At 73.6% G+C, this 26702-nt stretch carries 22 protein-coding genes; 10 read left to right on the top strand and 12 right to left on the bottom strand.

Features of this window, described 5'->3' with window-relative positions; translation table 11 throughout:
- Window positions 1-56 precede the first annotated feature (56 nt).
- A complete protein-coding gene (locus C8N24_RS26400; RefSeq protein WP_121255767.1) occupies window positions 57-998 on the bottom strand; it encodes an acetamidase/formamidase family protein in 942 nt (313 codons plus the stop codon).
- Window positions 999-1043: 45 nt separating this feature from the next.
- Here C8N24_RS26400 and C8N24_RS34355 point away from each other — a divergent pair, with 45 nt between their 5' ends.
- Entirely contained in the window at window positions 1044-1760 is a 717-nt protein-coding gene (locus C8N24_RS34355; protein ID WP_170179436.1) for a hypothetical protein, read from the top strand.
- Between the two features lie 172 nt (window positions 1761-1932).
- On the opposite strand, the gene C8N24_RS26390 is transcribed toward C8N24_RS34355, so the two are convergent.
- Window positions 1933-4872, bottom strand: coding sequence for a helix-turn-helix transcriptional regulator (locus C8N24_RS26390; protein ID WP_170179435.1), 2940 nt, complete (start codon window positions 4870-4872; stop codon window positions 1933-1935).
- Between the two features lie 203 nt (window positions 4873-5075).
- On the opposite strand from C8N24_RS26390, the gene C8N24_RS26385 reads away from it, so the two are divergent.
- Together C8N24_RS26385 and C8N24_RS26380 are read left to right on the top strand one after the other, a co-directional pair.
- Window positions 5076-6959: a S9 family peptidase gene (locus tag C8N24_RS26385; protein ID WP_121255761.1), complete on the top strand. Its 1884-nt coding sequence runs from the start codon at window positions 5076-5078 to the stop codon at window positions 6957-6959.
- A 4-nt stretch (window positions 6960-6963) separates the two neighbouring features.
- The gene (locus C8N24_RS26380) at window positions 6964-7563 is read left to right on the top strand and encodes a dihydrofolate reductase family protein (RefSeq protein ID WP_121255759.1); all 600 of its coding nucleotides are present in this window, start codon (window positions 6964-6966) and stop codon (window positions 7561-7563) included.
- Between the two features lies 1 nt (window position 7564).
- Here C8N24_RS26380 and C8N24_RS26375 read toward each other — a convergent pair whose 3' ends face one another.
- Window positions 7565-8248 carry an SDR family NAD(P)-dependent oxidoreductase gene (locus tag C8N24_RS26375; RefSeq protein WP_121258039.1) on the bottom strand — a complete coding sequence of 228 codons (684 nt, stop codon included), beginning with the start codon at window positions 8246-8248 and terminating at the stop codon, window positions 7565-7567.
- A 105-nt stretch (window positions 8249-8353) separates the two neighbouring features.
- Here C8N24_RS26375 and C8N24_RS26370 point away from each other — a divergent pair, with 105 nt between their 5' ends.
- Complete coding sequence (locus tag C8N24_RS26370) at window positions 8354-9202, top strand: helix-turn-helix domain-containing protein (RefSeq protein WP_121255757.1); 849 nt, start codon at window positions 8354-8356, stop codon at window positions 9200-9202.
- A 2-nt stretch (window positions 9203-9204) separates the two neighbouring features.
- Here the strand turns inward: C8N24_RS26370 and C8N24_RS26365 are convergent, their stop codons facing one another.
- Window positions 9205-9597, bottom strand: a complete 393-nt coding sequence (locus C8N24_RS26365; RefSeq protein WP_121255755.1) for a GlcG/HbpS family heme-binding protein — start codon at window positions 9595-9597, stop codon at window positions 9205-9207.
- Window positions 9594-10484 carry an SMP-30/gluconolactonase/LRE family protein gene (locus tag C8N24_RS26360; protein WP_121255753.1) on the bottom strand — a complete coding sequence of 297 codons (891 nt, stop codon included), beginning with the start codon at window positions 10482-10484 and terminating at the stop codon, window positions 9594-9596. The genes C8N24_RS26365 and C8N24_RS26360 overlap by 4 nt, the downstream gene beginning before the upstream one ends.
- A gap of 25 nt (window positions 10485-10509) precedes the next feature.
- Between C8N24_RS26360 and C8N24_RS26355 the strand changes: the two genes are divergently transcribed.
- Window positions 10510-11532 carry an LLM class flavin-dependent oxidoreductase gene (locus C8N24_RS26355; protein ID WP_121255751.1) on the top strand — a complete coding sequence of 341 codons (1023 nt, stop codon included), beginning with the start codon at window positions 10510-10512 and terminating at the stop codon, window positions 11530-11532.
- On the opposite strand, the gene C8N24_RS26350 is transcribed toward C8N24_RS26355, so the two are convergent.
- Together C8N24_RS26350 and C8N24_RS26345 are read right to left on the bottom strand one after the other, a co-directional pair.
- Window positions 11444-12454 carry a NosD domain-containing protein gene (locus C8N24_RS26350; RefSeq protein ID WP_121255749.1) on the bottom strand — a complete coding sequence of 337 codons (1011 nt, stop codon included), beginning with the start codon at window positions 12452-12454 and terminating at the stop codon, window positions 11444-11446. The genes C8N24_RS26355 and C8N24_RS26350 overlap by 89 nt on opposite strands.
- Window positions 12451-14061: an ABC-F family ATP-binding cassette domain-containing protein gene (locus C8N24_RS26345; protein WP_170179434.1), complete on the bottom strand. Its 1611-nt coding sequence runs from the start codon at window positions 14059-14061 to the stop codon at window positions 12451-12453. Before C8N24_RS26345 ends, C8N24_RS26350 begins: the two co-directional genes overlap by 4 nt.
- Window positions 14062-14233: 172 nt before the next feature.
- Between C8N24_RS26345 and C8N24_RS26340 the strand changes: the two genes are divergently transcribed.
- Both C8N24_RS26340 and C8N24_RS26335 read left to right on the top strand, forming a co-directional pair.
- Window positions 14234-14845: a hypothetical protein gene (locus C8N24_RS26340; protein ID WP_121255745.1), complete on the top strand. Its 612-nt coding sequence runs from the start codon at window positions 14234-14236 to the stop codon at window positions 14843-14845.
- A gap of 15 nt (window positions 14846-14860) precedes the next feature.
- On the top strand, window positions 14861-15196 hold the full coding sequence (locus C8N24_RS26335; RefSeq protein WP_121255743.1) for an STAS domain-containing protein: 336 nt from the start codon (window positions 14861-14863) through the stop codon (window positions 15194-15196).
- Here C8N24_RS26335 and C8N24_RS26330 read toward each other — a convergent pair.
- On the bottom strand, window positions 15193-16398 hold the full coding sequence (locus C8N24_RS26330; RefSeq protein WP_211340155.1) for an HAD-IA family hydrolase: 1206 nt from the start codon (window positions 16396-16398) through the stop codon (window positions 15193-15195). The two genes, C8N24_RS26335 and C8N24_RS26330, sit on opposite strands and share 4 nt — an antisense overlap.
- Window positions 16395-17291 (bottom strand): LysR family transcriptional regulator, encoded by an 897-nt coding sequence (locus C8N24_RS26325; RefSeq protein WP_170179433.1) that lies wholly within the window; start codon window positions 17289-17291, stop codon window positions 16395-16397. The genes C8N24_RS26330 and C8N24_RS26325 overlap by 4 nt, the downstream gene beginning before the upstream one ends.
- A gap of 72 nt (window positions 17292-17363) precedes the next feature.
- On the opposite strand from C8N24_RS26325, the gene C8N24_RS26320 reads away from it, so the two are divergent.
- The gene (locus C8N24_RS26320; RefSeq protein WP_121255739.1) at window positions 17364-18335 is read left to right on the top strand and encodes an EamA family transporter; all 972 of its coding nucleotides are present in this window, start codon (window positions 17364-17366) and stop codon (window positions 18333-18335) included.
- Between the two features lie 1649 nt (window positions 18336-19984).
- Here the strand turns inward: C8N24_RS26320 and C8N24_RS26315 are convergent.
- The 3 genes from C8N24_RS26315 to C8N24_RS26305 all read right to left on the bottom strand — a co-directional run bounded on the left by C8N24_RS26315 (window position 19985) and on the right by C8N24_RS26305 (window position 25762).
- Window positions 19985-22936 (bottom strand): choice-of-anchor D domain-containing protein, encoded by a 2952-nt coding sequence (locus C8N24_RS26315; protein WP_170179432.1) that lies wholly within the window; start codon window positions 22934-22936, stop codon window positions 19985-19987.
- Window positions 22937-23016: 80 nt separating this feature from the next.
- Window positions 23017-25173 (bottom strand): DEAD/DEAH box helicase, encoded by a 2157-nt coding sequence (locus C8N24_RS26310; protein ID WP_121255735.1) that lies wholly within the window; start codon window positions 25171-25173, stop codon window positions 23017-23019.
- 13 nt (window positions 25174-25186) lie between these two features.
- Window positions 25187-25762 (bottom strand): J domain-containing protein, encoded by a 576-nt coding sequence (locus C8N24_RS26305; RefSeq protein WP_170179431.1) that lies wholly within the window; start codon window positions 25760-25762, stop codon window positions 25187-25189.
- A gap of 42 nt (window positions 25763-25804) precedes the next feature.
- Between C8N24_RS26305 and C8N24_RS26300 the strand changes: the two genes are divergently transcribed.
- A complete protein-coding gene (locus C8N24_RS26300; RefSeq protein ID WP_121255731.1) occupies window positions 25805-26374 on the top strand; it encodes a metallophosphoesterase family protein in 570 nt (189 codons plus the stop codon).
- Between the two features lie 81 nt (window positions 26375-26455).
- A complete protein-coding gene (locus C8N24_RS26295) occupies window positions 26456-26698 on the top strand; it encodes a hypothetical protein (protein ID WP_121255729.1) in 243 nt (80 codons plus the stop codon).
- Window positions 26699-26702 lie beyond the last annotated feature (4 nt).

Raw genomic sequence — 26702 nt, 5'->3', positions numbered from 1 at the left:
ATAGGCGCGCGGCGCCGAAGCTCGCCCCCCTAGCGTCCCGATTCCGACTCGCGACGCTAGAGCATCTCCAGCGCGAAGATCGCCTCGGGCAGGACGGCGGAGACGACGAACTGGCCGGCGTCGACGATCTCGCTGATCTTCAGGTCGACGACGAGCGAGCAGAGCAGGTAGGCGTCCTCGCGCGAGAGGTCCTTCTCGGCGACCAGGTAGTCGATCATCGCGCGGGTCGCGTTCCGGGCGTTCTCGAACAGGTCCGGGCCGACGCCGGTGGTGGCGAAGAACGAGCCGTCGTCGACCGCGGGCGTGAGCGGGCCGGGCGCGGTGCGCCACTGCGGGCCCGGGATCGAGCGCTTCTCGACGCTGAAGCGCATCGTCGCGTACATCGGGGCCTCGAGGCCGGTGACGCAGATCTCGCCGTCGCCCTGGCAGCCGTGGGCGTCGCCCGTCGAGAACAGCGCGCCGGCCTCCTGGACGGGCAGGTAGAGCGTGGTGCCGCGCACGAGCTGGCGCGTGTCGAGGTTCCCGCCGAACGTGCCGGGCGGCATGATCGGGGTGCCGCTCGCGCCGGCCGGGCAGACGCCCATCGTCCCCATGAACGGGTCCAGCGGGACGGTGATGTCCTCGCGGAAGTACGTCACGTCGCCCTCGGTGAGGTCGAAGATCCGCAGGTACGGCTCGGTGAAGTCGTCGGCCAGCAGCCCGAGGCCCGGCAGGATCGCGGTCCAGCCCCAGCCCTTGGTGTGGATGTCGAGGATCTCGATCGCGAGCGTGTCCCCCGGCTCCGCCCCCTCCACGTAGACCGGCCCGGACAGCGGGTACACGCGGTTCCAGTCGAGCGTCGCGATCACGCCGACGTCGGAGTCGGGGCCGATCTGGTTGTCGGAGACGTCGCGCGTCTCGTAGACGACGGTGTCGCCGTCGGCGATCGTCAGCACCGGCTCGTTGCCCGCGTCCCACGTGAAGTGGACCCGGTCCGTCGGGAAGTAGTGCGTGGCCATGCCGGCACGATATTCCGCGACGGCATCGGGTACGTAGGTGGCGCGATGCCGTCTCCGCGAACGTTCATGGTGCGTGCGCTGATCGCCGGGCTGTGCGTCGCGGCCCTGGCCGCGATCACCGCCTTGCTGACCGGCGAGTTCGAGGACTTGCACTGGCGGATCGTCGGCACCAGCCTCGGCTTCAGCTTCTTCTGCGCGCTCGGCGCGAGCGGCGACGCGCTGCGCGAACACGGGCGAGGCGGGCTGGCGACGGCCGGCGCCGTCGCCACCGGCCTCGCCGCGCTGGCCTTCGTGTTGCTGGTGCTCGCGATCTGGTTCGACGACAGCGACAGCGAGGTGCTGTGGCAGAGCTGGGGTGTCGCGGCGGTCACGGCGCTGTGGGCCTCGCACTGGTCGCTCGTCCTGCGCCTGCGCCGCACCACCGACTCGCCCGCGGTGCAAGCCGTGTGGAAGGCCTCGATCGTCGCCACCACCGTGGTGATGCTCGCCGGCAACCTCGCGATCGCCGAGGTGGTCGGCGACATCAGCGACGGGCTCGCCCGCGCCTTCGGCGTCGTCCTCGTGATCGGCGTCCTGACCACGGCGCTGCCGCCGATCATGCGCAAGCTCGCGGGCGACGCGGCGAACGCCCGGCTCTCGGCGGACGAGCTCGTGCGCGAGCTGGCCGAGGCGGCGCGCCGCGTCGAGCGGATCACCGTCGCGGAGGACGCGCGACGCGAAGCGGACTCGCTCCGGCGGCTCGCCGAGCGCGTCGCCGGCTGAACGTATACCCGCGGTCGAACCAGGTTTGGACCGCGAGACCATGTCGGTCCGGAGAACGTTCCCGCACAATCGCTCCTATGCGGGAACCCCTGATCACCGCGACGTTGTTCTCGATCTACGTCGGCACCACCGGGACAGCGAAGGCGCTGGGCGCGTTGCAGCGCATCACCGGCTAGACCAGCCCCACGCGGTGGGCGACCGCCGCGGCCTCCGTGCGTGAGCGCACGTCGAGCTTCGAGAGGATGCGGGACACGTGGACGCTCGCGGTCTTCTCGGCCATGTACAGCGCGCTGCCGATCTCTCGGTTCGTGCGTCCGTCGGCGAGCAGGGCGAGCACCTGCCGCTCGCGGGGTGTGAGCCCGAACGGGTCTTCGCCGTCATCCGCGGCAGTCAGCGCGGATGGCGGCGAAGGCTCGTCCGGGTCGTCCATCCGCAGGCGGGCGCGCAACGCGAAGCCCTCGATCTCCGACACCAGCCAGGCGGCGCCGATCGCCGAGGCCGCGGCCAGGGCCTCGGCGGCAGCGACCGCGGCGCCGTCGCGGTCACCGCGCGCGAGCAGTGATTCGGCGCGCCGGCGCCGGGCCTGCGCGGCGCGGTAGGGCCGCCCGAGCGCGACCCAGGCGTCGGTCGCCTCCGCCCACGTCGCGGGGTCGTCGTCGCCGTGCGCGCGGGCGAGCTCCGCGCGGGCGAGCGTGAGGAACGCGGCTTCGACCGGCCGCTCGCCCTCCGCGCACGCTTCCACGCGCGCGAGCAGGCCCTCGGCCATCGCGATCGGCAGTGACGGGTCCTCGCCGAGGTCGCGCGCACGCACGGCGGCGTCGGCGTGCACGCGCACGCCGGAGGCCGCCACGCGGGCCATCCGGGCGACGTCCTGCGAGCAGAAGTCGAGCCGGTCGAGCGCGTTGTCGATCGCGGCGACGGCGGCGTCGAGGTCGCCGGCACGGCGCTCGAGCTCGGCCCGGAGCGCGCCGAGCGGGCCGATCCACTGCGGCTCGCGGGTGTCGGCGGCGACGTCCTCGGCCTGGTCGAGCAGCGCCCGCGCGGTCTCGTGCCGGCCGCGACCGAGCGCGAGCTCGATCCGCCGCAGCGCGTCGTTGATGAAGGTCGTGCCCATCGCGGGCCGGGCGGGGCTCGGCAGGGCCGCCTCCGCGATGTCCCACTCCCCCGCCTCGAACGCGAGCTCGGCGCGCAGCAGCGCCAGCCAGCGCCGCGGGACGCCGCGCCGCGCCGCCAGCTCGAAGCCCTCGTCGGCGACCGAGCGGGCCTCGTCGAGCCGTCCGGCGACGGTCAGCGAGTCCGCGAGGTTCACGTGCGTGCTCAGCTTGTAGAGGAGATCGGCCTCACGAGCGCGCTCGAGCGCTTCGCGCAACGACGCCTCCCCCTCCTGGAACCGGCCCATCCCGAACAGCGCGACGCCCTTCGCGTCCAGCGAGCGCAGCTCCGAGACGAGGTCGCCGCTGGCCCGCGCGACCTCGATCGCGCAGTCGGCCGCTTCGACCGCCTCCTCGTGGCGGGACTCGAGCATCAGCTCCTTGGCGCTGCCCGCCAGCAGCGTCGCGCGCATCACCGAGGGCCCCTCGGGGAGCAGGTCCAGCGCCTCGCGCCGGGTGTCCGCGGCCGCTGCCGATCGCCCGCTGTTGAACTGCTCGCGCGCGAGCAGCTCGAGCAGGTCGGCGGTGCGCGCCGGGTCGGAGTCACCGAGCTCGTTGAGCGCCGCCCGCAGGTAGGACTCGGCGCGGCCCGGGTCGTGCTCGCGCCCGGTGCTCCACGCCGCGGCCCGCAGCAGCTCGACGTGGTCCATCCCGGCGAGCGCCTCGGCGTCGGCGACGCGGTCCCACAGCTGCAGGGCGCGCGAGTAGAGCGCGGCGGCCTCGCCGTTGGCGTGCACGGCCTCAGCGGCCTCGGCGGCGCGGACGGAGGCCACGAGCGCCGCGGGCTGGTCGCCGGACTCCAGGTAGTGGTGCGCGATCCCCGCCGCCAGGTGCGCGCCGCCGTGCGCGGGCAGCCCGGCTGCGCGTGCCTCGAGCGCCTTGGCCAGCGCGAGGTGCAGCGAGGCGCGCTCACCGGGCAGCAGGTCGTCGACGACCACCTCGCGCAGCAACGCGTGCCGGAACGAGTAGAAGCCCTCCTCGTCGGCGACGACGAGCTGCGCGGCGACCGCCTCCCGGACCGGCACACGCGGGTCCACGCCGGAGGCGGCGGCGAGCAGGTCGTGGTCCAGCCGGCGCCCGGCGGCGATCACGCGCAGGAGCTCCTGCGCATCCGGCGAGAGCCGCTCGATCCGCAGCATCAGCGCGTCGCGCAACGTCGGCGGGAGCGAGCCGCGCCCGTCCATTCCGGCCGCCAGCAGCTCCTCGGCGAACAGCGGGTTGCCCTCCGAGCGGGCGAACAGGCGCTCCAGCAGATCCCCGCGGGGCGTCTGCCCGAGGATGTCGCTGAGCTGGGCGGCGAGCTCGGCGCGCGTGAGCGGGCGCAGCTCCACGCGCCGGGCGCGGGCGTCGCGCTCGAGCTCGGCCAGCAGCGGGCGCAGCGGGTGCCGGCGGTGCAGCTCGTCCGGGCGGTACGTCGTCACGACGAGCACGCGCTCGCGGCACAGCGACGACGCGAGGTAGACGAGGAACGCGCGCGTCGACCGGTCGGCCCAGTGCAGGTCCTCGATCGTCAGCAGCAGGCCTTCCTCGCCGGCGAGCAGCTCCAGCAGCTCGAGCAGGCCGTCGAACAGGCGCGCCTGGGCGGTCGCCTCGTCGTCAGCGCGCGCCTCCGCGCGGCCGAGCCCCGGAAGGATCTGGGCGAGCGCGGCACGGGCGGGCTCCGACAGGCGGCCGAACGCCTCGTGACCGGACCGCGCGAGCGGGCGCAGCGCGCCGACCAGCGGCGCGTAGGGCAGCTCGCCCTCGCCGAGCTCGACGCAGTCGCCGCCGATCACGCGCACGCCGTCCTCGCGCGCGACGCGCTCGAGCTCGCTCAGCAGCCGTGTCTTGCCGAGGCCCGACTCGCCCGCGACGAACGCGAGGCCCGGACGGCCGTTGAGCGCCTCGGTGAGGCCCGCCCGCAGCTCGCTGAGCTCGGGGGCCCGACCGACGAACGTGGTGCTGGTCACTCGGGAAGCCACGACGGAAGTATCGCGCGCACCGCCGCCGGACCGCGAGCGGCGCGGGGAAACGCCAGGGAGCAGTGGCGATCCGGCGGCGGTGATGGATGGGGACACGCCGCCCATCCTGCGCCGTCGCGCGCGCACCCACATCAGGCGCGTGGAGCGTGTTCGAACCGCTTCGAACTTACGCGCGCCCGGTTCACCCCTTACTTTGGGGTCGCATGGAAGCTCCGTACGGCTCCTGGCCGTCCCCGATCAGCGGCGCGGTCGTCGCGCAGGACCCCGGCTGGCCCTACGCGCAGGTGGTCGTCGACGGCGACACGGTGTACTGGTCGGAGGCGCGCTCGCACGAGGGCGGCCGTGACGTGGTCGTCGGCGACGGGGTCGACGCGATCCCGGCCGGCGTGAGCGCCCGCACGCGGGTGCACGAGTACGGCGGTGGCGCGTACACGGTCCACGACGGCACCGTGTACTTCTGCGACGACGCCGATCAGCGCGTCTACGCCATGCGCGGCGGCGAGGCGGTGCCGCTCACGCCGGAGCCGCCGGCCACGCATGCGTGGCGCTATGCCGACCTGCAGGTCACGCCGGACGGCCGCACGCTGATCTGCGTGCGCGAGCGCGACGGCGACCCGGAGCACGTCAACGACCTCGTCGCCTTCCCGACCGACGGCTCCGCCGCGCCCGTCGTGCTCGCCGAGGGCCACGACTTCTACTCCTCCCCGCGCATCTCCCCCGACGGCACGCAGGTCGCCTGGCTCGTCTGGGACCACCCGCGGATGCCGTGGGAGGGCTCGGAGCTGCACGTCGCCGAACTTGAAGAGGGACTGTCCCGCTTCAGCATCACCGGTCGCGTCGCCGGTGGCGAGGCGGAGGCGATCGTCCAGCCGGCGTGGAGCCCGGACGGCGTCCTGCACTACAGCTCCGACCGCACGGGCTGGTGGAACCTGTACCGCGCCGACGGGACCGCGGTGACCGCGCTGGAGGCCGAAGTCGGCGGCCCGCTGTGGGTGTTCGGCGCGTCCTACTACGCGTTCCTGGCCGATGGCCGGATCGTCCTCACGTACTTCACGGCCGGCGCCGACCACCTCGCGGTCGTCGAGCCCGACGGCACGCTGCGCGATGTCGACACCGGCTGCACCCGGATCGTCGACGTGACCACGGATGGCCGCCGCGCGCTGTTCGTCGGCGCCTCCCCCACCCGCGCGCTGCGCGTCTACGCGCTCGACGTCGACACCGGCGAGGCCGAGACGCTGAGCCCGGCCACGGAGGAGCTGGTCCCCAAGGCGTACGTGTCCGTGCCGCGCCCGCTCGAGTTCCCGACGACCGGCGGCAAGACCGCGCACGCGATCTTCTATCCACCGCACCACCCCGAGTACGCGGGGCCGGCGGACGAGCGCCCGCCGCTCGTCGTGCGCGTCCACGGCGGCCCGACGGCCCACGTCTCCTCGATCCTGCGGCCGGAGATCCAGTTCTTCACCAGCCGCGGCTTCGCGGTGGTCGACGTCAACTACGGCGGCAGCACCGGCTACGGCCGCGAGTACCGCGACCGCCTGCGGGGCACGTGGGGCATCGTCGACACCGACGACGCCGTCAACGCCGCCCGCCACCTCGCCGAGTCCGGCGAGGTCGACGGCGCGCGGATGACGATCACCGGCGGCAGCGCGGGCGGCTGGACCGTCCTGTGCGCGCTCACCCGCTACCCGGACGTGTTCGCGTGCGGCGCCGACTACTACGGCGTGGCGGAGCTGACCGCGTTCGCCGACGACACGCACAAGTTCGAGTCGCGCTACTTCGACTACCTGATCGGCCCGTTCGACGAGGAGGCGTGGACCGAGCGCTCACCGCTCACGCACGCCGACCGGATCCGCGTGCCGGTGATCGTCCTGCAGGGCGATGAGGACAAGGTCGTGCCGCCCTCGCAGTCGGAGGTGATCGTCGATGCCCTCGCGCGCAAGGGCATCGACCATGAGTACATCGTCTTCGCGGGCGAGCAGCACGGCTTCCGCAAGGCCGAGAACCTCCAGCGCGCCGCCGAGGCCGAGCTCGAGTTCTACCGCCGCGTCTTCGGCATCGATGAGTTCACGGCGCCCGCGTCGTTGTAGCCGCATGACCAAGATCACCACCGGCGCCAGCGTCTCCCTCGACGGCTTCATCGTCGGGCCGGACGAGACCGGCTTCGAGCACCTCTTCCAGTGGTACGGCAACGGCGACGTGCACATCGAGACGACGAGCGAGAACGTCCCGATCAACGTCACCGAGGCCAGCGCGGGCGTCATGCGCGACCTGATCGCCGAGACCGGCTGCTTCGTCGTCGGCCGGCATCTGTTCGACATCACCAACGGCTGGGGCGGCGTCCACACGCTCGGCATCCCGTACGTCGTCGTCACGCACTCGGTCCCGGACGGCTGGGAGCGCGAGAGCGAGCACCACGAGTTCGTCACGACCGGGTTCGACGACGCGATCGCCGCCGCCAAGCGCCGCGCCGGCGACAAGGACGTCGGCCTGAACGCCGGCACGATCGCCGCCCAGGGCCTCGCGGCCGGCATCGTCGACGAGGTGCAGCTCGATCTCGTCCCCGTCGTCCTGGGCGCCGGCACGCCCTTCTTCTCCGGCCTCACCGGCGCCCCGTACGTCCTGGAAGGCCCGATCCGGTCCGTGCAAGGCGACCGCGTCACGCACCTGCGCTACCGCGTGGTGCGGCGCTGACTCACCACGGCAGCGTGCCGTTCTCGTCGGTGTACGTGCCCGTCGGGCCGTCGGCGTCCAGCGTCGCCAGGCGCACGACCACGCGCGCGCTCTCCGCGGCGGGCCGGCCGAAGTCGAAGGCGGCGGTCATGTCGGTGGCCGTCGGCCCCGGCTCGACCGCGTTGAACTTGATCTGCGGGTGCAGCTTGGCGTACTGCACCGTCAGCATCGTCGCCGCGCTCTTGGACGCCGCGTAGAGCGGGAAGGGCAGCCCCGACTCCGGCCGCTCCGGGTTGTTCACCGCCCAGAACGAGCCCATGCTGCTGGAGACGGTCACGACGTTGGGGTTCGACGAGCGCTGCAGGAGCGGGAGCGCCGCCTCGGTCACGCGCACGATCCCGACCGCGTTGGTGTCGAAGGAGCGCTGGGCCCCGGCCGCGCCGAGCTCGGTCTCCAGGATGCCGGCGTTGTGGATCAGCACGTCCAGGCGGCCCTCGGCGGCGTCGATCGCGGCCAGGGCGCTCTCCACCGACGCGTCGTCGGTCACGTCGAGCGGCACGAACCGCGCGCCCAGCGCGGCCGCGGCGCGCTCGCCGCGCTCGGCGTCACGTGCGCCGACATAGACGGTGTGGCCCAGCTCCTGGAGCTGCTTGGCGGTCTCGAAGCCGATGCCCTTGTTGGCACCGGTGATCAGCGTCACGGTCATGACGGCCATGCTGGGCGCGTTCGCACGACGCATCCAGAGCCCCCTTCAGCCTGGGGCCTGCGAGGACCCTCCCTAATCTTGCGTAAGCGGCCTAAGCTGAGCCGCATGAGCCAGTCGACCAACGCCCTCGGCGAGTTCCTGCGCGCCCGGCGCGAGCTGGTCACGCCCGAGCGGGCCGGCATCCCCGGCGGCGGCGTGCGGCGCGTGCCCGGGCTCCGGCGCGAGGAGGTCGCGATGCTCGCGGGCATCAGCGCCGACTACTACCTCCGGCTCGAGCGGGGACGCGACCGCAGGCCGTCGCTGCAGGTGCTCGAGTCGATCGCCCGCGTGCTGGAGCTCGACGATGACCACTTCGCCCACCTGCTGACGCTGGTCGCCGAGGTCCCGCGGCGGCGCACGCCGCGTCCACGCAAGCCGACGGTGCCCGCGGGCGCGCTCAAGCTGCTCGAGTCCCTCACCCAGCCGGCCTTCATCGAGGACCGGTACTTCGACATCCTCGCCTCCAACGGCGCCGCCCGTGCGCTGTCGCCCAGCCTCGCGGCCGGCGGCAACCAGCTCCGCGACCTGTTCCTGGACCCCGCCGAGCAGGCGCTGCATCCCGAGTGGGAGACCGTGACGGAGTGCTTCGTCGCGAACCTCCGCCAGGCGGTCGGCAACGACATCGACGACCCGCGCTTCATCGAGCTCACGGGCGAGCTGACCCTGGCGAGCCCACGGTTCCGCCAGCTCTGGGCGCGCCACGAGGTGCGTGGCCAGCGCGGCACGCCGCTGCGGCTCGACCACCCGCAGGTCGGGGCGATGACGCTCAACCGCGAGCGGCTGGCCATCGACGGCGCCGACGGGCTGATGCTCGTCGTCTACCACCCCGACGCCGGCTCGGCGGACGCCGGCAAGCTCGCCCTCCTGGTCTCCGCGGCCCTGCCGACCGCGGAGCCGGAGCGCGTCGCGCGCTGAAGTCAGCCGATCGCGGTGCGGACCACGTCCTCGTCCTGCTGACCCGTGCCGCCGCTTGCGCCCATCGCGCCGATCACCGAGCCGCCGTCGGTGATCGGCAGGCCGCCGATCTGCGGCGTGTAACGGCCACCGGTGGCGACGGAGATCGACGCCGAGAAGGCGTGCAGCGACTGCATCTTCTCGCCCTGGGCGGCGCTCGGCGCGCCGTAGGCGGCGGCCGTCCAGGCCTTCCCCAGCGCGACGTCCGGGGCGATCCAGGGGGCGCCGTCCATGCGCGCCGACGCGACGAGATGGCCGGCGGGGTCGACGACGGCGAACGCGAGCGCCAAGCCCTGCGACGTCGCCTCCTCGATGCCGGCGGCGATCAGGGACTGGGCGCGTTCGAGGGTGATCATGCGGCTGGGACCTCCACGGTCGTGGTGAGCAGGGCGGCCTCGCGGGCGTCGCGGCGGTTGACCTCCAGGAAGTCGGGCGCGGCGCACATCAGCAGCGTGCGCCCGTCGTCCCCGCCGAGCTGGCAGGCGAACACGGCGAGGTCCTCCGGCAACTCGATCTCGTCGACGATGTCGCCACCGGGCGCGATCCGGCACAGCGGGCCGCCGAGGCCGTCCGCGGCCCACACGTGCCCCTCGGCGTCCAGCGTGCAGCCGTCGGGCGCGTAGCCGAGGTTCGGAAGCATCTCCTCGACGCTGCCCGGCTCCACCCGCGGGGCGATCTGCCCCCAGACGCGCTGGTCGGTCAGGGACCCGTCGGCGGCGATGGTGAAGGCCGACAGGCCGCCGCCGAACGTCTCGGCGACGATCAGCGTGTCCCCGGAGATCATCATCGCGTTCGGGAACCAGAGGTCGCCGCCCTCGCGATGCACGGTGCCGTCGGGGTCCACCCGGACGAGCGACGTCGGCTCGGGGGCGGCCAGGTTCATCAGGTCGAAGCCGAAGTTGCCGGCATAGGCCCGGCCTTCCCCGTCGACGATCAGGTCATTCAGGTGGCCGCCGCAGTGCTCGGTCACGTCGGCGTGGACGTGCACGTCCCCGTCCGGCGTGCGCCGCAGCAGCCGGTGGTCGGTCATCGAGGACACCAGCAGCGACCCGTCCGGCAGCCACCCCAGCCCGGACGGCTGACCCGGCACCTCCAGCACGACCGCGTCGGCGCCCGTCTCCGGGTCGACCGTGCGGACCGAGTGGGTGTAGAAGTCGGACACCCACCAGCGCCCCTCATGCCAGCGCGGCCCTTCGAAGAAGGACCCGCCCTCGACCAGCGTGCGCAGCTCTCTCGCTCCCATGCGGCCGGACCCTATCCTGGATCGCATGCTGCTCAGCGTCCTCGATCAATCGCCGATCGCGGAAGGGACGACCGGGTCGCAGGCGCTGCACAACACGCTCGACCTCGCGCGCCTGGCCGATCAGCTCGGCTATCACCGCTATTGGGTCGCCGAGCACCACGGCGGGCCGATGCTCGCGGGCCCGAGCCCGGAGGCGCTGATCGGGCCGATCGCGGCCGCCACGGAGCGCATCCGCGTCGGCAGCGGCGGCGTGATGCTGCCGCACTACAGCCCGTTCAAGGTCGCGGAGACGTTCAGCGTGCTCGCCGGCCTGTACCCCGGGCGGATCGACCTCGGGCTCGGCCGTGCCGCGGGCACCGACCCGATGACCACGCACGCCCTGCAGCGCGACCGCACGCAGGCGCTGCCCGACGACTTCCCCGAGCAGCTGCGTGAGCTGCTCGCGTACTTCGAGGGCACGATCAAGGTCTCCAACCCGCTCGCGCGCCTGCAGAAGATGCTGCCCGGCCGGCCCGAGACGCCCGAGCCCTGGCTGCTCGGCTCCTCACCGCAGTCGGCCGTGTGGGCGGCGGAGCTGGGCCTGCCGTACGCGTTCGCGGACTTCATCAACCCGAAGGGCGCGGACATCGCGCAGCTGTACGCGCGGGAGTTCAAGGACGGCGTGCGGCTGGACGCGCCGCGCACCGCCGTCGCCGTGTGGGCGCTGGCCGCCGACACCGAGGAGGAGGCCGTCCGGCTCGCCACCTCGAGCCAGATGGCGTTCGCGATGCTCCGCCGCGGCCGGCTGATCGAGGTGCCGCCGCCTGACACCGCGGTGCGCTTCCTCGAGCAGCTCGACGAGGCCGACAAGCGCAAGGCGCGGTCGCGCCGCGCGCTCGTCGGCACGCCCGATCAGGTCCGCGCGGGCATCGAGGCCGTGGCCGCGGAGTACGGCGCGCAGGAGGCGATCGTGGTCACGATCACCTTTGACCACGACGCCCGCCGCCGTTCCTATGCGCTTCTGGCCGAGGCGTTCGCCCTGAGCCCCGTGGCCGCGAGCCACAGCTGACGCCCTCGCAGCGCGCGGCGCGGTTGCCGTGGCCGTCGGCGACGGTCCCGGCAGCCGCGAAGATGTCCAGCGGCCCGGCCGAGCGCGTCACCAGGTTCGCCTTCACGACGTTGCCGGCGCCGGCGGTGACGCCGATCCCGTAGCCGAAGCAGCCCTCGCAGCCGCCGACGGAGCGGTCGATCGCGTTGCCGGTGACGACGTTGCCGTCGCCGGCGACGAGGACGCCGTCACCGCCACCGGACACGCGGTTGAGCGCGAGGACGTTGCGGTCGGAGGTGTCGATCCACAGGCTGGTGACCGAGCCGCGGACGACGTTCGCGGACGCCTCGTTGCCCGTCGAGCCCTCGACGAACGCGATCCCGTTGCCCGCGTTGTCGACCACGCGGTTGCCCTGGACCTTCGTCCTCGCCGACCCGAACACGAGCACGCCGGTCACCGCGTTGCCCGACAGGTCGCTGAGCCGGAGCCGGTTGCCGGTGGACCCGGTGACGGCGAACCCGGTGCGATTGCCGGTCGAGCGGACCGCGGTGAAGTCGTTGCCGTCGCTGCCGTCGGCCAGGTCGATGCCGCGCCCGGCGATGCCGGTGACGGTCAGGGCGCTCACGCGTGCGCCGTCGGCGTCGTCGAGCGCGAGGCCGACGCCGAACTCGCGCACGGTCCCGCCCTTGATCCGCACGCCGCGGTGGCCCGCGACCCGGACGCCGACGCCGGCGCCGGTGCCGTCGACCGTGCGCCGGCCGAGGTCCAGCGTGACGTCGTCCGCGCCGATCACGAGCCCGTCCGCCGGGCAGTCGACGAGGTCCGCGCGCAGGCGTGTGTCCGACGTGATCGTGGCGCCGCAGGCCGGACCGGCCGCCTGCGCCACCGCCGGAGCGGCGAGCGCAAGCAGCCCGGCGGCCGCGACGTACCTGAATCCGGTCATCGCACGCGCATACCCACCTCCTGCACGTGGCCATCGTGGACTTCGAGGACGCGGTCACAGCCGATCGCGTCGATCAGGGGGCGGTCGTGGGTCGCCACCACGAGCGTCCCGCGGTACGCGCCCAGCGCCGCCTCGATCACCTCGAGCGTGTCGAAGTCCAGGTGGTTGGTCGGCTCGTCGAGCAGGATCAGCTCGGCGCCGCCGCCGACGATCGCCGCCACGTGCACGCGCGTCCGCTCACCCGGCGAGAGCCGCGCCAACGGACGGTCGATGGCCTCGCTGCCGAGGCGGTAGTGCGCCAGCAGCGTTCGCGCTTCCGCCTCCGGCAGGTCGGTCTGGGACCGGAACCAGGTCAGCAGCCCGATGTCGGCCGCGTGGCCGAGCGGGACGTCGACGACGCCCACCTGCGGCAGCAGCCGCGTCTCGCCGCGCACGTCCACCTCGCCGGAGGCCGGCGTCACGCGTCCGCTCAGCACGTGCAGCAACGTGCTCTTCCCGGAGCCGTTCGGCCCGATGAGCGCCACGCGGTCGCCCGCATGGAGGGTCAGGTCGACGTTGTCCAGGACGCCCGGCACGGTCACGCCGCGCAGCGCCGTGACCAGCCGTTTCCCGGAGCCCTCGCTCTCGAGCTGGACCTTGAACGCGGCGGGTTCGCGCGGCGCGCGCACCCACGTCTCGGCCGCCATCTCGCGCTGCAGCCGGTGCTCCCTCGCCTTGGACTTCTTGGCCACCTTCTTCGCGTAGCGCTTGAGCTTGGGCGCCTCCGCGCGGCTGACGGTGCGCTCGGTCCACTGCGCCTGGCGCGCGGTCATGGCGATGTCGGCCTCCAGCCGGCGGCGCTTCTTCTCCTGCGCCTCGACGACCAGCGTGAGCCGTTCGCGCCGCCGCTCCCGCTCCTCCCGGTAGGCCGTGTAGCCACCTTCGTAGGCCTCGAGCCCGGCGGGTGAGAGCTCGTAGACGCGGTCGACGGTCGCGTCGAGGAAGTCGCGATCGTGGGAGACGGTCAGGAGCGTGCCGTCGAAGCCGGAGAGCCACTCCGACAGCCATGCGCGGCCGTCGGCGTCCAGGTGGTTGGTCGGCTCGTCGAGCAGGAGCACGGTCGGGTCGCCGAGCAGGACCGAGGCCAGCAGGCAGCGAGCGGCCTCGCCGCCGCTGAGCTCGCCGAGCCGCTTCGAGCGCGGCAGGTGCTCGATGCCCAGCCGGCGGCGCGCCTCGTCCAGCCGGGCCTCGAGCGCCCAGCCGCCGAGCGCCTCGAAGCGCTCCTGCGCGTCCCCGTATGCGTCCAGGTCGGTCAGATCCAGCTCGTGCGCGTCGAGCTCGAGCCGGACCTCCCACACCTCCCCGAGCGCTCGTCGCAAGAGGTCGTCGATCGTCGCCCGTGGGTCGAGCACGTCCTGCGGGAGGTAGCCCGCGCGGTCGTGCGCGCCGAGCGCGACCGCGCCGCGCTCGGGACGATCAACGCCCGCCAGCACGCGCAGCAGCGTCGTCTTGCCGACGCCGTTGGGGCCGACGAGCGCGGCACGCGCGCCGTCGTCGAGGGTGAGCGAGAGGCCGTCGAAGAGCGGCGCCCCGTCGTGGGACTGCGTGAGGTCGGTGCCCTTGAGCATGGTGGTCCTTTCGGAAGAGGACCGGACCTGCAGGGTGGGCGCGCGCGGACGAACGACAGGTCGGTCGAAGCCGCCTACGCCACCGCACGTCCGGCCCATTGGCTGGGTCGGATGGAACAATCAGTGCGGTGGCCGGCTACTTCACCAAGGCACAGGGTAGGGCCTTTCGCCAATGAGCGTGAGGGAGCTGGCCGAACATCCACTCGGGTTGACCTGGGTCGACGACGATGCGCTGCAACGCGCCTCGCACGCGCTCGTCGACGACGGCCGCGTCTGGCTCGTGGACCCGTTCGACGACGCGGAGGCGCTCGAGCGCGCGACCGCGCTGGGCGCGGTCGCGGGCGTGCTGCAGCTGTTCGTCGCCCACGGGCGCGACGGGAAGGCGATCGCCGACCGGCTCGCCGCCCCGTTCTTCTCGCTGCCCACGGAGGTGCCCGACGCGCCGTTCGACGTGGTCAGCCTCGACCTGCTCGTGTGGAAGGAGCGTGCGCTGTGGTGGCCGGCCAAGCGCGGGCTCGTCGTCGCGGAGTCGATCGGCACCGCGCCGCACTACGCGGTCGGGCACGGGCCGGCCGGCGTGCACATGGTCCGCCGCGCCGTCCCACCGGCGGGACCGCTGAAGGACTTGGCGCCCGAGCATCTGCTCGTCGGGCACGGCGCGCCGATCCACGGTCAGGACGCCGCGACGGCGCTCCGCGAGGCCCTTCACCGTTCGCGGCGTGACATACCGACCGCCGTGATCAAGCTCCCGGGCCTGTTCCGGAGCATGCAAGGCCGAAGCTGAGGTAGGTTGCGAACCATGTTCACCCTCGACCACGACCCCGTCGACGGCAGCCACCTGATCGTCGCCGGCGGCGAACTCGACCTCGGCGCGACCTCGGAGATGAGCGCGATCTTCGCGATGGCGGCCGCCGGCCCGCAGGACGCGGTGGTCCTCGACCTCTCAGGGGTGGACTTCATCGACTCGAGCGCGCTCGGCACGATCCTCCGCGCCGCCCAGTCGCTCGAGGCGTCCGGGAAGCGGCTGCACGTCGTCGTGCCGGACGGCCCGGTGCGCCGCCTGCTGGAGATCACCGGCACCGCGTCGCGCTTCACGCTGCACACGACGCGCGACGACGCGTTCGCCGCCGCTTAGGCGGCGCGCAGCTGGGCGACGATCCCGTCGCCCGAGAACACACCGGCGGCGACGAGCTCGCTCAGCAGCGCCTCGGCCTCGTCGCCGCGTCCGGTGTCCCGCAGGTGGAGCGTGATCCAGATCAGCGAGTACTCGTCCCCGGCGCGCGCGCCCGCGCGGAAGTGCTGCGCGGCCTCGTCGTCGCGGAACTGCGCGGACAGCAGGCGCGCCAGCGTCGCGTGCGCGTTCGGCTCGCCCGCATCGATCGCCTGGCGCAGCAGCGTCTCCGCCTCGCCCACGGCACCTTGGCGCTCGCGCACGACGCCGAGCCCGTGCAGCGCGACGGCCTCGCCACGCCCGGCGCCCGCGGCGAACAGCTCCGCGGCCTCGTCGAAGCGCTCCTCCTCGAACAGGAACTGCACCAGCTCGCCCAGCGCGCCGGGGACATCCGCCTCGACCGCCGTGCGGTACGCGGCCGCGGCCTCGTCCTCGCGCCCGTCCAGGTTGGCGAGCAGGTCGCCGAGGCGGACCCAGGCCGCGACGTCCCCGACGTCGATCGCCTCGCGGTAGCGCGCTTCGAGCCCGACGGCGACGACCTCGTAGGTCACCGCGTCGAGGTTCTCCAGCACCTGGTCGGCGAGGGCCAGCGCCTCGTCGGAGGGCGGGAAGTGCGGGTTCGGGATGGCGATCACGTAGAGCCCCGCCGCGTGGGCGGACCGGATGCCCGCCTCGGAGTCCTCGATCGCCACCGCGGTGTCGGCGTCCAGGCGGCGGAGCGCCTCGAGGTAGACGTCGGGCGCCGGCTTGCCGCGCGCGACCTCCTCGGAGGACACGGTGGCCTTGAAGTGCGCGGCCACGCCCATCTCGCTGAGGACGACGTCGATGATCGGGCGGTTCGAGGACGAGGCGAGGCCGAGCGTGAGGAGATGGCGCAGACGCTCGACCACCTCACGGGCGCCCGGCAGCAGCGGCAGCTCCGCGTGGTACTCGCGCAACATCGCGGCCACCACGGCCTCGTTGATCTCGTCGACGCTCAGCGGCACGCCGAGCTGCTCGATCAGGTAGACCGGCCACTCCTTCGAGCTCATGCCGAGCATGTCCGTGGTGGCGCTGTCGGTCCACTGCCTGCCGTGGGCGGCCACGACGTCCTTGCGCGACTGGTCCCACACCTGCTCGGAGTCGACCAGGACGCCGTCCAGGTCGAAGATGACGAAGCCGCTCACGCGGCGGCCTGGACGACCGCGTCGAGCACGGCGCGGACGGCGGGGTTGGACTCCGCGCCGCCACGGCAGGCGGCGAACACGTGGCGCTTGGGCGGATCTCCGGTCAAGGGGATGATGGTGACACCCGGCGGCGTGCCGCCGTGGCCGAGGCGCGGGACGAGCGACACGCCCAGCTCCGCCGCGACGAGCCGCATCACGGCCTGCCAGTCGCCGGAGCGGTGGGCGATCCGGGGCGTGAAGCCCGCGCGCTGGCAGCCCGCCATGAACACCTCGTCGCACGACCACCCGACCGGGGGCGCGATCCAGGTCTCGTCGCGCAGGGCGGCCAGGTCCAGCCGCGCCTCTCCGGCGAGCGGATGGGCGTCCGGAAGGACGGCGTCGAGGATGTCGCCGGTGAGCTCCTCGCGGTGGAAGCGCGGGTCGTCGTGGCGTGGCGCCGAGCGGCATTCCATGCTCAAGATCACGTCGACCTCGCGGTTGACCAGCAGCAGCATCGACTCGTCCGTCTCGGCCTCGCGGACGGAGATGCGGACCTCCGGAGCGGCGGCGCGGAGCGGCGCGACGGCCGGCGCGAGCAGGCTGGCGAGCGCGGTCGGGAAGCCGCTCACGCGGACCTCGCCGCGCGGCGTCGCGTCCTGGGCCGCCAGCTCGCCCTCCATCCGCTCGACCTGCGCGAACAGCGAGTCGGCGTGGCTGAGCAGCACGTGCGCGGCGCCCGTGAGGCGCACCGTGCGGCCGTTCGGCTCCAGCACGGCGTGCCCGATCTCGCGTTCGAGTGCCGCGAGCTGCTGGGAGACGGCACTTGACGTCAAGTGCAGCGCGTCGGCGGCCTTCGCGAGCGTGCCGTGGTCGGCGACGGCGCGCAACGCACGGAGCTTTCGCAGATCGACCATCAAGGCGATCTTACGGGTTCTGTTCAGAAAGTCCACTCGCTCTTGTCGTTTCTGGCCGTCAACGTCTGCCGCATGCCCCGCCGCCATGTCGCCATCGCCGTCCTTGTCGCGCTGACCTGGGGCGTGAACTTCGTCGTCCTGCACGTCGGCCTCGAGTCCTTCCCTCCCCTCCTCTTCACCGCCCTGCGGTTCTCGCTGGTCGCGCTGCTGATCCCGTTCGTGCCGCGGCCGGGCGTCGGCGTCAAGGCCGTGATCGCAGTTGGGCTGTTCATGTCCGCCGGCCACCACGGCCTCGTCACGCTCGGCCTGCACGAGGGCATGCCCGCCGGGCTCGCCTCGCTCGTCCTGCAGCTGCAGGCCGCGTTCACGATCGGGTTCGCGGTGCTGCTGATCGGCGAGCGGCCGCGCCGGACGCAGCTGCTCGGGGCCGCGATCGCGTTCGCCGGGATCGCGATCATCGCGGCCGGGCGCGGCGCGCACATCCCGCTCGGCGCGATCCTGCTGACGATCGGCGCGGCGTGCTCGTGGGGGCTCGGCAACGTCGCGGCGCGCAAGGCCGCTTCCCCCAGCCCGCTCGGCCTGCTCGTCTGGTCGAGCCTCGTCCCGCCGATCCCGCTGTTCTCGCTGTCGGCGATCTTCGAGCGCGGCGAGGTGGTCTCGATGGACGCGTCCGGCGTCGCCGCGCTCGCCTACGTCGTGATCCTCTCCACGCTCGGCGGCTTCGGCGCCTGGGTCTGGCTGCTTCGCCAGCACCCCGCGAGCACCGTGGCGCCGTTCACGCTGCTCGTGCCCGTCTTCGGGATCGCGTCCGCCTGGCTGTTCCTGGGCGAGACGCCGACCGCGAGCGAGCTGCTCGGGGCCGGCGTCGTGATCGTCGGGCTGTCCTTCACCGTCGGGCTCGCCGGGACGCTAGTTCGGCGCGTGAACGCCCGCCGCGTCGTAGCTGCGATTGCGCCCGAAGACCTGGATCCGGGCATCGGTCTGGCCGGGCGTGCCGGAGGCGGAGACGAGCTGGCATACGCCGCCGGGGAACGGGGTCGGTGAGGCGTTGCGGCCGTACGGGTCGGTCCACCAGCGGCGCGTGGTCCCCGGGTTCTGCACCGTGGTGCCGGCGAGGTAGACGTCACGGCGGGTGCCGTCGAACGGTGAGCGGGCGTCGTCGAACGGCGTGCCGGTGATGGCCGACGCGCAGTCGACGCCGTTGGCCCGGTCGCCGTCCGCGGCGGTCTCCCAGCACAGCGGCAGGGTTCGGCCGATCGTCGTGTTCGGGCCCGCATAGCGGCTCGGGTTGAAGACCCCGAAGCTCGTCTCGTAGCGGGCGAGCGGCACGCCCCCGGGCAGCTCGAGCGCGTTCACCGACGTCCACTTCTCGTACAGCGCCCACACCGACGTGGTGCGTCCGGCCGGGACGAGGACGTTGCGCTCGACGCACTCGCGGTCCGGGATCAGCCGCGCTCCCGCGCCCGCCGGGTAGCCGTTGTCGATCGTGGTGATGCGCGTCTCGGGCTCGCAGCCGCGCTCATAGACGCCGGGCGCGCCGAAGCGCGAGACCGTGGTGGAGATCAGCTCCGTGCCGTCGCTGCAGCGCACCGCGTAGACGAGCTCGTGCGCGTTGTTGGACAACGCGTCGGGCGAGTGGCTGCCCTGGTGCACGGACGTGAGGTAGTCGCACGTCGTCCCGAGCGCCGCGCCGTCGGTGCCGAGCAGCGCGACGTCGTTCGCGACCGTCACCTTGTAGCCCACGTGGTCCTCGCTGCGCTTCGCCGTCCCCGGGTTGGCGGCGGCGAACGCGTCCAGTGCCTCCGTCGCGTGCCCGAACGGCAGGCCCGCGTACGCCTCCTGCCCCGTCGCGGCGAGATGCTCCGTGACCCAGCGGTAGAGGTCCGACGTCGACGGGTCGTCGCCGTGCTCGTGCCCGAACGTGCACGAGCGTCGTGTCGCCGGGTCGATCGTGGTCGGCGGATGCCAGGTCGGATAGCGCCGCCCGTCGGGGCCGATCACCGAGTAGCGATCGTGCACGGCCGCAGGGCATGTGTCGGCCGCTGCGGGGACCCAGGCACGCGTGCTCGACGCGACCGAGGCGGGCGCCGGCGGCAACGGCGCGGGCAGCCCGTCGCCCGGGACGGGCGTGGGTGTGGGCGTCGCGGTCGGCGTTGCGGCGGGCAGCGTCACCGGCGCGGGCGCGGGCGCGGGCCCCGGCGTCGCGACGGGCGCGGGGGCCGGCCCGGGCACGCCCGGGCGGGCGACGCGCAGCACGATCGCGCCCCGATACGTGCGCCCCGCCCGCGTCCGAACCCGGTAGCGGACGACATCACGCCCGGCCGCCCGCGCCGTGTACACCACGCGACCGGTTCGTATCGCGAGCACGCCGAGCCGTCCCCGCGCGGGCTTGACGACGATCGTCGTCCGCGCCCGCCCGCGGCTGCCGACCACCACGTCGCGCCGCCCCACGCGGCAGTCGAGCTTGAGCGTGACCGGCGCGCCGACGGTCGCCGCGACCGTCGTCGTCCGGCACGTACCCGTGGCGGCCGAGGCGCCGGGCACGTTCATGCCGACGAGGCCGAGCGCGACGAGCGCGGCCACGCCCGCGCGCGCCCGGCCGCCCCGGCGCGTCGGGCCGTCGCCGCCCGTCGAGCGAGCGCCGCCTGCCGTGCCCGCGCCGCGAGCCGTGCCGCGCGCGGCCTCACGGCGCGTCATCGGGCCGTCCCTCGGACCGTGATGGTCAGCGTGCGGGTCGTGGTGGTGCCCGTCGGCTGGGTGAGCGTCAGGACGGCCTTGCCGGTCACGCGGGTGTGGCGGCGCAGCGTGCGGCGCTGCTTCGCCGTCAGCGCCACCCTCACGCGGGTGGTCTTGCCGGGCTGCATGGAGACGCGGACGGTGCGGGAGCCGCCCGCGAGCTTGACGGTCACGCGTGCGGCGCACGACGAGCCGGTCGCGGCGCAGCGCAGGCGCAGGGACAGGCGGCCGCGGGCGTCGGGCGTCAGCGCGCGCTTCGCGAGCGACAGCGCCGCCGGCTTCGGCTTCGGCGCGGGCGTCGGGGTCGGGACGGCCGCGACCGGGGTCGGCTGCGGCGATGCGGTCGGCTCGGCCGTCGGCCCCGGCGTGGGGATCGGCGTCGGCGCGGCGGGCACGGCACCCGGCACGAGCGCGACCGTGACCTCGCCCGCGCGGGTGCGTCCGTGCCGGTAGGCCATGTCCGCGCCGACTGCGAGATCGGCCGCGCCGTTGCCATCGACGTCACCGACGTTGGCGACCTGGCGACCGAAGCGCTCGCCCAGCGTCGCGCCGGTCAGCGGCTCGAGGTCGGCGACCGCGACGTACCGCGTGGTGTCGTCCAAGTTGGCCGGGGTGATCACGGAGCCGCCACCCGCGTTGTTGGCCTTGAGCGTCGTGACGTCGGCGACGCCGGGCACGAGCCACGCGCTGCCGGCGCCACCCGCGCCGTAGCCGCCGACGAGCGCGTCGGCGCGCCCGTCGTGGTTGACGTCGCCGGCGGGCGCGACCGAGTAGCCGGTCGAGGAGCCGGGAGCGCCGACGATCCGGTAGCCGCGGCTGCCGAGGTCGGCGGTGTCGAGCTCGCCCGTCGCGCCGCCGAAGATCACGTACGCGGCGTCGCTGTTGCTCGCGGCGGTCGAGTCGGCGCCGAGCAGGAGGTCGTCGCGGCCGTCGCCGTTCACGTCCCCGGCACCGGCGGCGCCGATGCCGAGGCGGTGGCCGGCGAACGCGCCGCCGACCGTGAACAGCGAGGCGTCGGCGGCCGCGAGGTCGACCACGCCGCGCTTGGTGCCGCTGACCGCGAACGCGCGGCCGCTGGCGGTCGAGCGCCCGAAGGCGACCGCCGTGTACGCGCCGACGACCAGGTCGTCCACGCCGTCGCCGTTGAGATCGCCCGCGCGGGCCACCGCGGACAGCTGGCCGGGCGTGACGCCGACGAGCGTCAGCAGCGCGCCGCTGGAGACGTCGACCGTCCCGGTGCCCGCCTGCCCGCGCACGACGTAGATGCGCCCGTTGCTGGTGCGCGCCGGCGTCGTGTCGGAGCTGTCGGCGGTGTTCGCCATCAGCGCGAGCTCGCCGCGGCCGTCTCCATCGAGGTCACCGACGCCGGTCACCACGTATCCGAGGTGGTCGTACTCGAACGCGTTCGGGGCGACGATCCGATACCCACGCGCCCCGAGCAGCCCGAGGTCCAGCGGCCCGGCGGAGGCCAGGTCGCGCGCGCCGAACACGACGTAGGCCGCGCCGCGCGGCGCGGCCGTGCCCGCGGGCCGTCCCGCGTACTCGTACGCCCAGGCGCCGATCGCGAGGTCGTCGATCCCGTCGCCGTTCACGTCCCCGGCGCACGCCGCGCTCGTGCCCGTCTGCGCCCGCGCCTTCTCGCCCTCGATCCGGATCGTGCTCCCGGCCTCGGTCGCGGCGAGGTCCGTGCTGCCGAACCGCGAGCCGCCGAAGGTCACGTAGGTCGCGCCCTCCCACGACTGCTCCGCCGGCGAGACCGACCACAGGGAGGCGCCGGTGATGACGTCGTCGAATCCGTCGCCGTTGAGGTCGCAGCCGCCGGCCAGCGCCGCGCCGAGGTTGTCGCCGCCGTCACCCGTGAGGCGCGCGAGCGGCTGGCGCGCCAGCGCGGACGTTCCGTACGGGTCCGCGTCGAGCCCACCGAAGCCGACCCGACCGCTGACCCGTGCGATCACCGGACCCGCGCCGCCGACCACCGGCAGCTCGAGCTGCGCGGTCCGCCAGCCGGGATCGCCGGCCGTCAACCCCGCCGTCAGCGAGCAGCTCGCGCCCGGAGCGACCGTCCGGCCCGAGCAGCCGTCGGCGCTCACGGCGAAACCCGCCGCGGAGAAGCGCGCCGTGCCGAGCACGAGGCCCTCGTTGCCCGTGTTGCGAACCTTGAACGTCTGCCCGCCGGCCACGTCCGCGCTCACGGGGGAGATCGCGCCCACCGGCTCGGTGCCCTCCCCCGCCAGCGCGACCAGATGCGGCTTGTGGCCGGCGATCGTCACGAACCCGCTCTTCGCGCCCGCGGTGCTCGGCACGAACCCGACCTCCACGTCGCAGGACGCGCCCGCGGCCAGCGTAGTGCCTCCGCAGCCGTCGGCGCCCTTGACGAACTGGTTGACCGAGCTCGCGACCGCGCCGAGCGGGTACGCCTCGTCGCCCGCGTTGGTGATGCGCACAACCCGCTTCGCGGACGGCGTCCCCACCCGCTGGCCGCCGAAGTCGACGGGCGTCTCCGCCACCAGGTGGCGACCGGTGCCGGTGATCGCGCCGGTCGTGAACGTCGGGCCGTTGGTAATGGTCGTGAGCGTCGTCGTCTTCAGGCCCGTCGACCGCGGCTGGAAGGCGACGACCACCGTGCACGTCTCGTTCGCCGCCAACGGGTTCTCCGGCCCCCGCTCGACGCACGTGCCCGACAGCGTGAACTGGTCGCCGTCCGGCGCCGACAACGCGCTCGACACGACCCACACGGGGTCGGTCCCGGTGTTGCGGACCAGCCACGAGCGGCTGGCGGGCGCGGTCGCGGTGTTGATCTGCGCGTCTCCGAACGCTTGGGTCCCGGACGGCCCGGTCGCGGCCGGATCAGCGGCGGCGGGTGCCGCGAACAACAAGAGCCCTGCGAGTGCGAGTGTCAATCCACGCATGGAAGCCTTTCCACGCGTCCGTGTCATACGACGTGGACGTAAGAAGTTAGGGTGCCCTTACAAGGCTACCCGAACCGCGGTTACGCCACGGCGCGCAGGCGGCGCAACGGCTTCCCCCGCAGCGCCCTGACCACCGACTGCAGGACGGCCTCGGACTCGTCCACGCGGCCGTCGGTGATCGCCCCGACGATGCCGCGCTTGCGCGCCAGCACCTCGGACATCTGCTCGTCGATCGTCTCGGCGGCGAGCAGGTACCAGGCCGTGACGGCGTCGCGCTGGCCGATCCGGTGCAGCCGGTCCTCCGCCTGGTCGTGCATGGCGGGCGACCACTCCAGGTCCAGGAAGGCGACGTTCGAGGCGCGGGTGAGCGTGATGCCCTGGCCGGCGACGCGCGTCGAGCAGACGATCAGGTTCGGCCCGTCCTCGGCCTGGAACGCCTGCACGGCGGCGTCGCGCTCGGCGACCTTGTCCGCGCCGACCACGTGCAGCGCGTCCGGGAAGCGCGCCACGACGCGTTCCTGCAGCTCGCGGTGGGAGGCGAAGACCACCAGCGGCTCCTCGGACTGCATGAAGTCGTCGATCCACGCCAGCGCCGCGCCGAGCTTGCCCCGCCCCGCCAGCTGACGGAGCGTGTTGAGCTGGGCGAGCCGCTCGGCCCGCAGCGTCGACGCGACCTTGGCCTCCAGCTCCCCGAGCTCGATCGGCTGCTCCTGCAGCCACGCGATCACGTCCTTCTCGGCGAGCCGGTACTCCTTCTCGTTGTCGAGCGCGACCGGCACGATCACCTGCCGCTTCTCGGGCAGCTGCGGAAGCACGTCCTTCTTCAGACGGCGCACGAAGCACGTGCGGCGCAGGTGCCAGTGGATGCGCTCCTCGGCGCCCGCGCCCTGGAAGCGCCGCTTGAAGCGGGCGCCGCTGCCGAACTCCTCGAGCCGGCCGAGGATGCGCAGCTGCGCGATCAGCTCGTCCGGGTGGTTCATCACCGGCGTGCCGGTCAGGCAGAGCTTCAGCGCGCCCTCGGGCAGGACCTCGGCCAGCTTGCGCACGGCGCGCGTGCGCTTGGCCGCCGGGTTCTTGACGTAGTGCGACTCGTCGAGGATGAGCGCCTTCGGCCGTGAGATCGCGAGCCGCTCGCGGTGCGCATGGACGATCTCGTAGTTGAGGACGGTGATGTCGGCCTTCGGGATCGCCTTGCCGCCGCCGGAGACGACGTTCAGCGTGCGGTGCGGCAGCCACGTGGCGGCCTCGCGTTCCCAGTTGAGCTTCAGCGATGCCGGGCAGATGACGACCGCCGGGTAGGCCTCGTCCTCCTCGAGCGTCGCCAGCGCCTCCACCGTCTTGCCCAGGCCCTGCTCGTCGGCGATGAACAGCCGCCGCGACTGCAGCGCGTAGCGCACGCCCGCACGCTGGAACGGGCGCAGCTCGCCGCCCAGGCGCGGCTCGCAGCTCAACGGCTCCCCGTCCGCGGCGCGCGACCGGCGCACGTCGTCGATCGCGGCGTCGTGCTCGGAGCGCAGCCGCGCCAGCGCCTCGCGCGCGTTGGAGCCGACGTCGATGTCGTGGACGCGGATGAAGTGCTCGAGCGGCTCGAGCAGGTACGGGTCGATCGGCAGCGTGCGCCCGTGCGCCTCGGCGGCGGGCAGCTCGACGAACGCGCCGACCGTGTCGGGATCCCAGTTGACCTCGAGCTTGAACCGCGACTCGCCGTAGCTCTCGACGAGCATCAGCGTCGCCGGCGCGGGATCGAGCCCGACCTGCAGCTTCGAGGCGCAGCGCAGGGCGCGCTGGTCCATCCGCGCACCCGGCAGCTCGAGCAGCTGCTCGGCGACCTCCTGCGTGAACGGCAGCCAGCGGCGGTCCCCGCGCTCCTCCGCGACGGCGGCGAGCTCCTCCGGCAGGTCCCCCGCGATCGCGTCGAGGACGAACCAGCCCTTCGAGTCACGCCGCGCGGTCGTGATCCGGCCGACCCAGCCCTTGACGGCCTTCGCGAGCCACTCGGTGACGTCGGGCGCGACCTCGAGCTCGGGGAAGCGCTCGAGCACGCCCTGCACGAACGGCGCGGTCGCCTCGGCACGCGGCGCCCACCACTCCTTGGCCTGCCAGTCGAAGCGCCGGCCCGGGATCGAGCGCACGGCGTCCACGATGTCCGCCCGGTACGGGAAGCAGAAGACCACCGAGTCCTGCCCTTGCGGGTTGACACGGAGCTCGACGTGGTGGACCGGGTCGGCGACGCGCACCCTCCAACGGTAGCTAGGCGAGCACGTGCTGCTCGATCGTCGCCGCAGTATGCGGACGAAGATCGTGGAACACGTGGCGGCGCCCCGCGAGCGTGCGGACCGTCATGTGCGCACGCTTGCGCCGGACCCGGGTCTTGACCTCGGCGACGTTCCGGAACGTGAGGCTGTGCACGCGGGCGACCGGCGCGTCGTCGAGCAACCACAGCAGCCGCCGGTCGGTCACGGCGAGGATGGCGCGCGGGGACGCCCAGGTGGAGGTCGGCGTGACCAGCCGGACGTCCTCGCCGGGGAACAGGTGCCCGAGCAGCTCCGGCCCGAGCGCGAGCCGCAGCGCCGGGATCAGCCAGTGGCCCGGGCCCTTGGGCGCGCCCGGCCCGGCGGCGTCCGCGTCCGGCTCGACCGGCGCGCGCGAGCCGTGCTGCGCGGCCGCCCGCGCCAGGTCGTAGGCGGCGTTGAGCTCGGCCATCCGGTCCTCGCCCTCGGCGCCCGCGCGGTCCGGGTGCCAGCGCTTGGCGGCCTCCCGGTAGGCGGCGACGACCTCCGCCTCCGCCGAGCCGGGACGCACTCCGAGCACGGCGTACGGGTCCATGGCGGTCATTGTGACGAGCGCGACCGGGTACCGTCCCGGGTGATGCGGGTCCTGGCGCTTGCGGATCGCCCGTTCCACGCCGACGTGGCGAAGCTCGCGGCGAGCTACGACGTGGACGCGATCGTCACGCTCGGCGACCTCCAGCCCAGCTGGCTGGAGTCGCTGGACACGTGCTGCCAGCCCAAGCTCGGCGTGTACGGCAACCACGACGACGAGCCGTACATGACCTACTTCGGGATCGACAACCTGCACCTGAACCAGCTCGACCTCGGCGAGCTGTCGTTCGCGGGCTTCGAGGGCTGCGTGTCCTACAAGCGCTCCGGGCTCGGCCGCATCGGCCCCTCCTATTCCCAACGCGAGGCCAAGCGGCTCGTGCGCAAGCTCCCCGCCGCGGACGTGCTGTGCTGCCACTGCCCGCCGCGCGGCGTCAACGACGATCCCGACGACCCGGCGCACATCGGCTACGAGGCGCTGCGCGAGTGGGTGGACCGCCACCGCCCGCGCTGGTTGCTGCACGGGCACGTCCACCCCGCGCCGGGCTCGATCCTGACCCACATCGGGGACACCAAGGTCGTCTACGTCAACGGCGCCAAGGTCCTGAACCTCACTTGAGGGCACGTGGTGCGGGCAGCCGCACCACGCTCACCTGTTGCCCGCACGTGCATCCGGCCGATCGCGGGCGATCTTGAGAGGGTGCAGTCACGCAGCTCAGCCGCCTCGCTCACCTACGCCGGAGTCACGGGGGTGATCGCGTTCGTGGCCTTCCTCGCCGGTGGAGGGCTGCTCTGGGCGAACGCCCGCGCCGACGACCCGGACGGCTTCTTCGCGAGCGGCGGCGCGCTGTCGCTGGGCTGGGGCGTGCTCGCCCTCGGCTGCGTGGCGGTCGTGGCGACCGCCATGCTCACCCTCAGCGCGACGCGCCCCGAGACGCCTTAGTCGC

Origin of the sequence: Solirubrobacter pauli, from assembly GCF_003633755.1 — a bacterium.
GTDB lineage: Bacteria > Actinomycetota > Thermoleophilia > Solirubrobacterales > Solirubrobacteraceae > Solirubrobacter > Solirubrobacter pauli.
Note: the sequence above shows the minus strand (reverse complement) of the source record. Positions and strands in the feature narration are given on the sequence as shown.

Excerpts from the sequence above, each read along its gene's own strand:
- C8N24_RS26340 (WP_121255745.1), top strand. The coding sequence starts at position 14,234 with ATGAGCGTGAGGGAGCTGGCCGAACATCCACTCGGGTTGACCTGGGTC.
- C8N24_RS26355 (WP_121255751.1), top strand. The coding sequence starts at position 10,510 with ATGCTGCTCAGCGTCCTCGATCAATCGCCGATCGCGGAAGGGACGACC.
- C8N24_RS26300 (WP_121255731.1), top strand. The coding sequence starts at position 25,805 with ATGCGGGTCCTGGCGCTTGCGGATCGCCCGTTCCACGCCGACGTGGCG.
- C8N24_RS26385 (WP_121255761.1), top strand. The coding sequence starts at position 5,076 with ATGGAAGCTCCGTACGGCTCCTGGCCGTCCCCGATCAGCGGCGCGGTC.
- C8N24_RS34355 (WP_170179436.1), top strand. The coding sequence starts at position 1,044 with ATGCCGTCTCCGCGAACGTTCATGGTGCGTGCGCTGATCGCCGGGCTG.
- C8N24_RS26365 (WP_121255755.1), bottom strand. The coding sequence starts at position 9,597 with ATGATCACCCTCGAACGCGCCCAGTCCCTGATCGCCGCCGGCATCGAG.
- C8N24_RS26400 (WP_121255767.1), bottom strand. The coding sequence starts at position 998 with ATGGCCACGCACTACTTCCCGACGGACCGGGTCCACTTCACGTGGGAC.
- C8N24_RS26350 (WP_121255749.1), bottom strand. The coding sequence starts at position 12,454 with ATGACCGGATTCAGGTACGTCGCGGCCGCCGGGCTGCTTGCGCTCGCC.
- C8N24_RS26360 (WP_121255753.1), bottom strand. The coding sequence starts at position 10,484 with ATGGGAGCGAGAGAGCTGCGCACGCTGGTCGAGGGCGGGTCCTTCTTC.
- C8N24_RS26380 (WP_121255759.1), top strand. The coding sequence starts at position 6,964 with ATGACCAAGATCACCACCGGCGCCAGCGTCTCCCTCGACGGCTTCATC.
- C8N24_RS26335 (WP_121255743.1), top strand. The coding sequence starts at position 14,861 with ATGTTCACCCTCGACCACGACCCCGTCGACGGCAGCCACCTGATCGTC.
- C8N24_RS26315 (WP_170179432.1), bottom strand. The coding sequence starts at position 22,936 with ATGCGTGGATTGACACTCGCACTCGCAGGGCTCTTGTTGTTCGCGGCA.
- C8N24_RS26345 (WP_170179434.1), bottom strand. The coding sequence starts at position 14,061 with ATGCTCAAGGGCACCGACCTCACGCAGTCCCACGACGGGGCGCCGCTC.
- C8N24_RS26305 (WP_170179431.1), bottom strand. The coding sequence starts at position 25,762 with ATGGACCCGTACGCCGTGCTCGGAGTGCGTCCCGGCTCGGCGGAGGCG.
- C8N24_RS26320 (WP_121255739.1), top strand. The coding sequence starts at position 17,364 with ATGCCCCGCCGCCATGTCGCCATCGCCGTCCTTGTCGCGCTGACCTGG.
- C8N24_RS26375 (WP_121258039.1), bottom strand. The coding sequence starts at position 8,248 with ATGACCGTGACGCTGATCACCGGTGCCAACAAGGGCATCGGCTTCGAG.
- C8N24_RS26325 (WP_170179433.1), bottom strand. The coding sequence starts at position 17,291 with ATGGTCGATCTGCGAAAGCTCCGTGCGTTGCGCGCCGTCGCCGACCAC.
- C8N24_RS26370 (WP_121255757.1), top strand. The coding sequence starts at position 8,354 with ATGAGCCAGTCGACCAACGCCCTCGGCGAGTTCCTGCGCGCCCGGCGC.